The organism is Paraperlucidibaca sp., from assembly GCF_982810325.1.
The window spans coordinates 54165-61870 of record NZ_CEYEMI010000005.1 but is presented as its reverse complement, the minus strand read 5'-3'; the positions used below and the strand labels follow the sequence as shown (position 1 = coordinate 61870).

7 protein-coding genes and 2 tRNA genes are annotated in these 7706 nt (G+C 49.4%); 2 read left to right on the top strand and 7 right to left on the bottom strand.

The window, feature by feature from the left end; all coding sequences use genetic code 11:
* Positions 1-281: 281 nt before the first annotated feature.
* The 3 genes from AC3DKE_RS03540 to AC3DKE_RS03530 all read right to left on the bottom strand — a co-directional run bounded on the left by AC3DKE_RS03540 (position 282) and on the right by AC3DKE_RS03530 (position 2440).
* Positions 282-458: a hypothetical protein gene (locus tag AC3DKE_RS03540; protein ID WP_340676190.1), complete on the bottom strand. Its 177-nt coding sequence runs from the start codon at positions 456-458 to the stop codon at positions 282-284.
* Positions 459-566: 108 nt separating this feature from the next.
* The gene (locus tag AC3DKE_RS03535; protein WP_487990076.1) at positions 567-1736 is read right to left on the bottom strand and encodes a sensor histidine kinase; all 1170 of its coding nucleotides are present in this window, start codon (positions 1734-1736) and stop codon (positions 567-569) included.
* Entirely contained in the window at positions 1736-2440 is a 705-nt protein-coding gene (locus AC3DKE_RS03530) for a response regulator transcription factor (protein ID WP_487990075.1), read from the bottom strand. Before AC3DKE_RS03530 ends, AC3DKE_RS03535 begins: the two co-directional genes overlap by 1 nt.
* A gap of 163 nt (positions 2441-2603) precedes the next feature.
* Here AC3DKE_RS03530 and AC3DKE_RS03525 point away from each other — a divergent pair, with 163 nt between their 5' ends.
* Positions 2604-2960: a hypothetical protein gene (locus tag AC3DKE_RS03525; RefSeq protein WP_340676193.1), complete on the top strand. Its 357-nt coding sequence runs from the start codon at positions 2604-2606 to the stop codon at positions 2958-2960.
* A gap of 100 nt (positions 2961-3060) precedes the next feature.
* Here AC3DKE_RS03525 and AC3DKE_RS03520 read toward each other — a convergent pair whose 3' ends face one another.
* From AC3DKE_RS03520 to AC3DKE_RS03510, 3 genes are all read right to left on the bottom strand, one after another.
* Positions 3061-3618, bottom strand: a complete 558-nt coding sequence (locus AC3DKE_RS03520) for a cytochrome b/b6 domain-containing protein (RefSeq protein ID WP_340676194.1) — start codon at positions 3616-3618, stop codon at positions 3061-3063.
* A gap of 758 nt (positions 3619-4376) precedes the next feature.
* Positions 4377-4453: transfer RNA gene (locus AC3DKE_RS03515), tRNA-Arg, on the bottom strand.
* A 91-nt stretch (positions 4454-4544) separates the two neighbouring features.
* Positions 4545-4635: transfer RNA gene (locus AC3DKE_RS03510), tRNA-Ser, on the bottom strand.
* A gap of 160 nt (positions 4636-4795) precedes the next feature.
* Between AC3DKE_RS03510 and AC3DKE_RS03505 the strand changes: the two genes are divergently transcribed.
* The gene (locus AC3DKE_RS03505; RefSeq protein WP_340676207.1) at positions 4796-5890 is read left to right on the top strand and encodes a mechanosensitive ion channel family protein; all 1095 of its coding nucleotides are present in this window, start codon (positions 4796-4798) and stop codon (positions 5888-5890) included.
* 88 nt (positions 5891-5978) lie between these two features.
* Here the strand turns inward: AC3DKE_RS03505 and AC3DKE_RS03500 are convergent, their stop codons facing one another.
* The gene (locus AC3DKE_RS03500) at positions 5979-7694 is read right to left on the bottom strand and encodes a DUF4394 domain-containing protein (protein ID WP_379067994.1); all 1716 of its coding nucleotides are present in this window, start codon (positions 7692-7694) and stop codon (positions 5979-5981) included.
* Between the last annotated feature and the right edge of the window lie 12 nt (positions 7695-7706).

The following is a 7706-nucleotide window of genomic DNA, read 5'->3' as shown; positions in this document are numbered from 1 at the left end:
ATAACATTAGCCCTGGTTCGCCAACCAATGCTCGCGTAACGGCGGTGTATTCGTTTTAAGCGCTAAAGTTACTGTCATGTCTTGCACAAAAAAGCCCCGATAGTCGGGGCTTTTTTGTTAGCAAGCAGGCTTAGGCTTTTTTCAGCTTCTTCGCCAGTTTCTTCAGCTTCTTCTCTTGCTTAGCAATTTTTGCTTGTGTGGCTTTAACTGCTTTTTTCAGGGTTTTTTTCACGTTCGCCATGAGGTATTTCTCCAAGTGATGAGCGCTTTAGCGCATTGAATCAACGTTGACGATCATTCGTCTGGTGTTGATCTAAGTAGCCGCGAATAAAACGACGTATCTCACGAGCGGCACTCGTGTCGTGTTGCTCGCACAGGGCAATAAATTGCGCCCGCTCATCCTCATTAATACGGATGATAAGTTGAGCGTTCTTCTTCTTCGACGGCTTATCGGTCATCGCGTTAGTTCCCGCTCAGGTGTCGTTGTGTATTCACGCACAACCACTATAGTGGCTATCATTATGATAGTCAATGTATATACATTTTTTTGGTGTGCTTTTGCCTACTTAGGCGGCGCCTTTAAGTTGTGGCAGCGTTAACGTCATAGACAAGCCGTGGGGCTGAATGTTTTCGGCCGTTAGCGTGCCACCATGCATTTTGGTGGCTTGTTGAGCGATCGCTAAACCTAGGCCATAGCCATTACGCGCATGCTCTTTGAGCGTGCTGGTCTCGCTACGATAAAACGGCTCAAACATATGCGCCAAATCGGCGTTTGCCATGCCAGGCCCAGCATCGACTATCTGCAAGCGAATATGGTCATGCTGCTGGAGCAGCGTGACATGGACCCTGCTGCCTTCGGCGGTGAACTTGATGGCATTACGCACGATATTCTCGATGGCGCGGCCTAGCACAGTCTCATCGATAGTTGTCATGACCGGCGCGGAAGGCGAGAAGTCGATGGATTTTGTCGACTCGGCGAGCTCATAGCTGGCGTCATCAACAATACTTGCCACTAGCTCGCTGATATCTATGCTGCGCAGATTTAGTGTCGCCTGCGTGCTTTCGAGTCGCGAAAGTGTGAGCAATTCGCCAATCAGCGCATCAAGCCGCTCCGATTCGGTCTCAATGCGCGCGAGACTGTCTTGAATAGCGCTAGGTGTTTGATGCGCTATGCCAATGGCTATTTGCAGGCGTGCGAGAGGAGAGCGTAGCTCGTGTGAGACATCGTGTAGCAGGCGTTTTTGCGCCTCAATATGTTGCTGTAATTGCTGAGCCATTTGGTCAAAAGCAACGCCTAGATCGGCTAGCTCATCGCGGCGACCATTCATGGCAAATGCCACTCTAGTGTCGAGATCACCACGCGCGACTTGATTTAAGGCATGGCGCAAATGCCGTATTGGCTTGGCCAAATACCAAGCAATAGCAGCGCTAAAGGCAAGGCTGGCAAGTAGACCGGTGAGCCAGAGCCAGTAGGGTTGGCGTCCAGGTCCAGGTCGAGGCGGTGGCTCAAGGCCGGCCTGCATACGTAGCTCACGGCGCAATTTACGAAGTTGTCTATGTTGCGCAGGGTTTGTCGCACCATCAATAAACAGTTCTGGGTTTGCCGCTAAAATGGCTTGCGTAGCTTCTGCTCGCGCTCGATCACGTTCGTTATTAACCATTACGCCAACGATTAGGCTGGCACTTATTAAAGCTAGCCAAAACCCGAAAAGTAACTTCCAAAATAGTCGTCCCATTAACTCACTCGCAGTTGGTAGCCTTGGCCACGCACGGTCAAAATTAATGTTTGCTGCTCACCGAGCGCCACGAGCTTTTGTCGAATGCTACTGATGTGCACATCAATGCTGCGATCAAAACGCATGAGCTTGCGCCCAAGTGCTAGCTCAGAGAGCTGAGCCTTGCTGACAATACTTCCTGCTTGAGCCATCAGAGCCTCTAGAAGGCTGAACTCTGTACTGGTGAGCTCGAGCTCTTCGCTATGCCACTGCACGCGGCGTTGGCTTGGCCAGAGCATAATGCCGCTATAGCTGAGGGGTGCGTCGGGTCTAGAGGCGAGCTTGCTTGGATCGGCGCTCATGGCTTCTGTGCGCCGCAAAATAGCTCGAATGCGTGCAAGAATCTCGCGTGGCGAGCAGGGCTTGGGCACATAGTCATCGGCACCAAGCTCTAAGCCAATAATGCGATCGATGTCATCGCCTTTAGCGGTGAGCATGAGCACGGGAATGTGGCTGCTCTGACGTATCTGTCGCAAGGTTTCGATGCCGTTTTGGCCCGGCATCATGACGTCGAGAATGACCATTTGGAAGCGCTCACTCAGCGCCAGTGCGGCACCAGTTTGGCCATCATGCGCGGCTTCACTAGCAATGCCTTCCGCACTTAGGTAAGTGGCGAGAAGCTCGGTGAGCTCGCGATCATCATCGACCAGTAAAATAGGTTGCATAGCTACACTCAGCTAGTGATCGTGTTGACATGATACGGCTTGCACACTTTGTACGTGCCATCTTTACCTAGCTTTACAGTGCGCTTAACGCAAGTTAACGCATGCTATGGGCACACTGCAGTCACGGATCAACGGCTGATCTGCCAACCAAGAGGATTTAACCATGTTGAAGAAAACATTAACCGCCCTAGTTGCTGCGTCGGCATTATCAATGGCCATACCGGCTACAGCACAAGCTGGATGGTTTAGTTCTGGCTCTGAAAAGGCAGAGCAAGGCTGTAAGCATGAGAAAGGCGACAAAAAAGGCCCGCGTGATGAAATGCGTGGTATGCGTGAGTTGAAGCTTACAGATAAGCAAAAGGAGCAAGTGCGCGAGATTCACCGTGAACAGCGCGATACTTTTCACAAAAAAATGGACGCAATCCTGACACCAGATCAGCGCGCCATTGCAGCTAAGCATGAAGCCGAGCGTCAAGAAAAGCGAGATGATCGTCGCGAGCATCGTGATGACAAAAAGTAATAAGTAGAGCAATACAAAGCCGGATAACCTTTAAAGTTATCCGGCTTTTTTATATATGGTCTGTCTAGTGAGGGCGCCTTCAAAAGGCTTGGTGGCGGCGCTACTTTTGGCCAAAGCAGCGATGTAGTAAAGCCATGACAACATGACCACCAAGATATAGCTGAAGCGGTACAGCTCCTAGCTCATGAATGCTGCCTATTTGATGCGCAATCTCGATGTTATCGCCGCTTAACCAAATAGCTATTCCTGTTGTCGCCATAAAAGCAACAGTAAGCAACCCTAAGCCTTGCACTGCTTTGGCGAGTGCATGTGTTTGATCAGCACTAGGCATATGCCTTTGGCGAAGCACTGTTATGAACTCTAAGAGGCTCTGGGTGAGTGCTTGTCTTCGAAAACTCTGTGTCCATGGGAAAAAAGCACCAATACCATTTAAGCGGTAGCGCTGAAGTAGTCCAGCGAGCATGAATACGAGTAATCCTGCTATCAATAATCCAGACCATGTGTGCGTAGTTAGCAGAGTCTTTGCTAGGTCAGTCGCCTCGGTAAGTCGCCACGGTTTAGCCATCCATTCTGATGACAGTAACTGGTGGATAATTGCGATTGCGACTAAGCCATGAGTGGTTTTAGCCAGTAAGTTACTTGATGCTTGATTAGACATGAGGGTGTTCACTAGCAAGACTTCGATTCACTAGTATCGCTTTGTGATGATGAATCAAAGCTAACCGAAAGGTTAAATATTAGACATGTCGCAACCTAGCTCGGTTGGTAGGGCATCGTTAAAAGCTAGTTACAATCTTGGGATAAAAACGTGGGAAATACGGCTCATTCACTGTGTATGCACCATCTTTACCTGGCTTTACAGTGCGCTTAACTCAAGTTAACGCATGTTATGGACACACTGTAGTCGCGGATCAACACTTAGATGATCTGAGCATTTCACAGCGAGGATTTAACGATGATGAAGAAAACATTGACTGCATTGATTACTGCTTCAGCTTTATCGATGGCTATGCCAGCGACAGCACAAGCCGCGTGGTGGAATTCCAGTGGCAATAAAGCCGAGCATAAGCATGAGCATCAAAAGAAGGGTGCGTACGGAGAGAGGCGAGCTCTTCGCGAGCTGAGATTAACTAACTTACAGAAAAAACAAATTCATGAAATTCGTCATGAGCATCAGGTTAGCTTTCGCCTAAAATTGAATACGATATTGACGTTTGAGCAGCGTAAAGCTTTTGCCAGGCTAGTGGCCAAGCAACGAGCGCGGTGAGCGGCAAGCAGAGAGAAGCAAATAAGCTAAGTTCGAGACACATTAGTCTGGTTTTGTCAGAAATTTGTGCCGAATGATAGAGTTGCAATTCTAACATTGAGAAATAAAAAAGCCGCTAAGTAGTTAATACTTAACGGCTTTTGTATATATGGTGCGCCCAGAGAGATTCGAACTCCCGACCCCCAAGTTCGTAGCCTGGTGCTCTATCCAGCTGAGCTATGGGCGCATTGCAGAGGCCGCGCATTATGCGTATCGGCCTATTCATCGTCAAGTGTGTTTTGGTTGAAAAAACAACGTTCGCACAAAGACGGTGAAAATGGCGGAGAGTAAGGGATTCGAACCCTTGAGGGGCTTATGACCCCTACTCCCTTAGCAGGGGAGCACCTTCGGCCTCTCGGTCAACTCTCCGTCAAGGTGGGCGATGATACATAGGCACGGCCTGATTGGAAAGCCTAAAAGTACACTAAATGGGTGAAAACTGGCCAAAGCGTTAGCATCTGGCATTACGTCAACTTGAGGCATCCTCAGGCGTCCGTATAATGACTACTTTTATTGCTATGAGATTTATATGTTTGATTTATCGCAAAAATGGTTGGGGAACTCGCTAGAGGCTTGGGCTTACGCCTTAGCGTTGGCTGTCAGCATCAATGTGGTGATGGGCTTAGTTAAGTGGATCATTGTGACTCGTGGTGCAAAACTCGCCGCGCGCACCACCAGCAATTTCGATGATGCCTTGGTGTCGATAGCCTCGCGCACTAAACAAATTCTGATTTTTGGTGTCACGCTAATGATTGGTACTCGCTATTTAGAGCTATCCGATCAGATTGATAAGACGCTAATGGCAATTGCCACAGTGGCTGGCTTCATGCAATTTGGCCTCTGGCTAAGTGGCGCAATGAGCTTTTGGGTTGAGGCTTACCGCAAGAAAAATAGCGAAGGCGCAGCAGCTACAAGCCTAAGCGCAATTTACTTTATGGGCAGGATGGTTTTATGGGCCATTGTGCTCATGCTCATGCTCGGTAATTTGGGCGTAGATGTGACGGCGCTAGTTGCCGGCCTAGGTGTTGGCGGCATAGCGATTGCTTTGGCGGCTCAAAACATCTTGGGTGATTTATTTGCCAGCTTATCTATTGTTATCGATAAGCCGTTCGTGATTGGCGACACTATTTTAGTCGATACCTACTTCGGTACGGTTGAGCACGTTGGTTTGAAAACTACGCGCCTGCGCAGTGTGACGGGTGAGCAAATTATTTGCTCCAATAGTGACTTGTTACAAACACGCATTCGCAACTTTAGGCGTATGGAAGAACGTCGAATGCTGTTTGCCTTTGGCGTGACCTATCAAACACCGTCCGCTCAACTTGAGAAAATCCCATCGATGGTGCAGGAGATGATCGATGCCGTGCCGAATGCACGCTTCAATCGTGCGCATTTCCGTGGCTTTGGCGCTTCATCGCTAGACTTTGAGGTGGTGTATTGGATGACTGAGCCTGACTATGCCTTGGGGCTTGATGTTCAACAAAGCATCAACTTGGCGATCTTCAAGCGTTTTGAAGAGGAAGGCATTGAGTTTGCGTACCCAACACAAACCTTGTTTGTGCAGCCGCAAAGCAAAGAGCCATTGCATGTGAAAATGGCTGCCGCGAGTGGTGGTGCGGCTTAAGCTGATGTCTTGAGCCAGCGCTGGCTTGATGATTTCGCGTGCATAAAAAAACGGGCCAGATGGCCCGTTTTTTTATGGATCACATTAGTTAGAAGGTAATGGCCATATCAATGAGGTTGCTTGAGCCACTGGTGCCGCCTACTGTGCCTAAAGAGAGTAAAGGGGTACTGAGACCGAGGTTCACACGATATAGCGTATGTGGGCCTGCAGCGCTTCGTGCCAAGAGCAATACGTTTTCATTGTTGCGGCCACTGATATCAAACCCGACTGGCCCTGCAAGCGTTATACCTAAAGGCTGTGAATTGACGAGCTGGCCGACTACGGGTGTAGTGTCTGGTGCAGTGGGGTCGCTAACCGTTTGAGTAGCAATGGCGCTATTGGCGCTATCGACAACAAAAAGTTGCGTTGACGTGGCATTGCGGTAGTTATTTGAGTAAGCCGCAGCCACCACGGTAGGGTCCGGTGAGCCTGAAATAGCAGTGTTAGGTGTGCTTATGCCTGTTTCAATTTCAACAACCGCATTGCTGTCATTGTCGCCAATTAACCGAAGACGATTAACGCCATTTCCGCTAGTGGGGTTGAAGTCGGTGGTATAGCCAACGTTGGCGGTTAATGATGTGGCTGACGTATTGAGTTTAGTGGCAGTCGGCGAGGTGCTACCGTTCACGGGTACTGTTAACGCGTAATGATTACCTAAACTACCTAAACCATTGAGTGTTCGACTGGATTGGCGGAAGTCGATGCCGATTAAGGTTTCCATACCCCCTAGTGTCACTGTTCCCGGAGTGAATATTACGGCTGGGTCATTAGCGCGTAGCACACTGAGCTTATTGGCATTATCTAATACTACAACGGTAGGGTTAGCTGCCGTAATCAGTGAGAGGCTTGCATAGGTTTCACCTGTTGGCAGCTTAGGTAGACTGGTACGGCGGCTGGCTACATTCGATGCCCCTGTCGCGTCTAAAGAATAAACTGCAGGGCTGCCAGCGACCGATAAGACGGCGGTAAGTGCATTGCTGGAAGGGTCAATATCGAAGCCATTAACTGCTGTTACATCACCAATATCTAGGGTTTTGCTTGGTGTGGCGAGCGTACCGGCATTTGCTGAAGAGAAGCTATATAGGGCGTCGGTTGATGTATCGATGCCAAATAGTGTCGTTGTGCGACCGGCGCCAGCAGAAAAGTTATCGGTGTAAGCGACGCCAGCAATAGTGGCGCTAGAAATGCTAACCGGACCGTCTGTGAAAGTCTGGCCAGTCAGTACATCGACACGATAGTTGCTGTCGTCACTGCCGATGATACGTAAACGATCAACGGTTGGGTTGAAGTCTATGGTGTAGCTGACGTTTGCATTGAGCGAGCTAAAGGCGTCTGTTGTGTCAGCAGAGTCTGCGGTGAGTGTGCTGACACGTGTTATTACGCCTGTGGTTGGCGTAATAGTTACAATGCGACCTTCGGAGCCTAGGCGCGTTAGAGCATAGAGCGTGCCTTCAGCGTTGCGATAGTCGATGGCGAGAACTTGTTCATCGATATCCAAAGCATTGACGCTGTAGCCATCATTATCATCAGCTGGGTCATCTACAATAGTGTTGGTTAAGATACCAACAACTGAGCGGGCAAACTCCGTGTCCTCTAAATCGACGCCAATAATTCGGTTATTACTGGTAAGCAAGTACGCTGTCGCCGAGCTCACCTCAATGCGCGGGCCATCAGATGAGCCGCCACCGCAGGCGCCAAGTAGTCCACCAGTGGTGATGAGAGCAACCGCATAGGCAATGGGTTTGATAGAGAATCGAATCGACATAAGGCGTCCTAA